Annotated in this window: 2 protein-coding genes; both read right to left on the reverse strand. The window is 53.9% G+C overall.

What is annotated here, in order from left to right:
- A partial coding sequence (locus IFO69_RS21560) for a transposase zinc-binding domain-containing protein (RefSeq protein ID WP_192012230.1) occupies nucleotides 1-209 on the reverse strand: 209 nt, incomplete at its 3' end.
- On the reverse strand, nucleotides 199-954 hold the full coding sequence (locus IFO69_RS21565; protein ID WP_192012231.1) for a tyrosine-type recombinase/integrase: 756 nt from the start codon (nucleotides 952-954) through the stop codon (nucleotides 199-201). The genes IFO69_RS21565 and IFO69_RS21560, both read right to left, overlap by 11 nt.
- Nucleotides 955-1,189 lie beyond the last annotated feature (235 nt).

Consider the following 1,189-nt stretch of genomic DNA (forward strand, 5'->3'; position numbering starts at 1 on the left):
CGGTTCCGGCAGCTGTTATAACTGATGTGCAGTCTGTTGCACTCCGGGTTGTCACAGCGGTCGATATGCCCGCCCATCTCCGCTGTCCTGCAACGCATCAGCGCATAGAGGGTACGGGCCTTCCAGGCATTGGAAGCAATGGCAGGAATGTCGTTGCGGTAGGCCCTGATGATATCGGCGAGCTGTACGGCGGGCTGCCTAAGCCCCATAGAGTTTTTCCAGTGGGCTGAACGGGGCCTTCCTGCCGACCCTTGCCACATGGAGGTAGACCAGTGTGGTGTTGATGTCCACGTGCCCAAGGAGTTCCTTGAGCGTGATGATGTCTGTTCCCATCTCGAGCAGGTGGGTGGCATAACTGTGGCGCAGGCAGTGGGCGGTGACCTGCTTGCGGATACCGCTGGCCCTTCTTGCCTCCCGTGCGGCCCATTGTACGCCCCTTGCGCTAAGCGGTACGGGTTTTCCTGAACTGTCCTTGCCGTTGAAAAGGTATACAGATGGCTTTTCTGCTTTCAGATAGGTTTTGATGCCCCGGACCAAAAGCTCGCAGAGGGGAACGTAGCGGTCCTTTCTCCCTTTCCCCTCCCGTACATGGAGCATTTTACGGTCCAGGTCGATATCGGTGATCCTGAGCTTGCAGAGTTCGAAGTTGCGTAATCCACAACCGTAGATCAGGGCAAGGGCCAACCGGTGCTTGAGCAGTTTTGGGGCCTTGAGCAGTTTCCTCACCTCCTGTTGGCTAAGGACCACGGGGAGCTTCTTGGCCCTTTCGATGGATGGCAGGATTACCCTGCTTTCTTTACGGTCAAAGATGCGGAACAGGTAGCGAAGTCCATAGACGGTGTGTTTGAAGAAGCTGTCAGATGGGGTATGGTGCCTGCTCTTGAGGTAATGGAGGTAATCCTGTATCGCCTCATCATCGAGGGCCAACAGGTCACAGTTGAGGTGAAGCCCCATATGGGCGAGGCAACGGGCATAATTGGTCAGGGTGCTTTCGCTCTTGCCGGAAATCGCCACTGATCTTCTCAGCCTTTTGAACTGCAGGGAAAAACCCGGCACATTTTCAATGGCCTTTCCAATGATGGTCTGGCTTTTTTTTCATAGCTTAAAATGTTAAAATTTACGATAAGGCTAATTTAGGAAGATCCGGACAATCATGCCGGCTTCCTGCTTTAGCTGGATTCGTTCAACA

The organism is Echinicola arenosa (assembly GCF_014841125.1).
GTDB lineage: Bacteria > Bacteroidota > Bacteroidia > Cytophagales > Cyclobacteriaceae > Echinicola > Echinicola arenosa.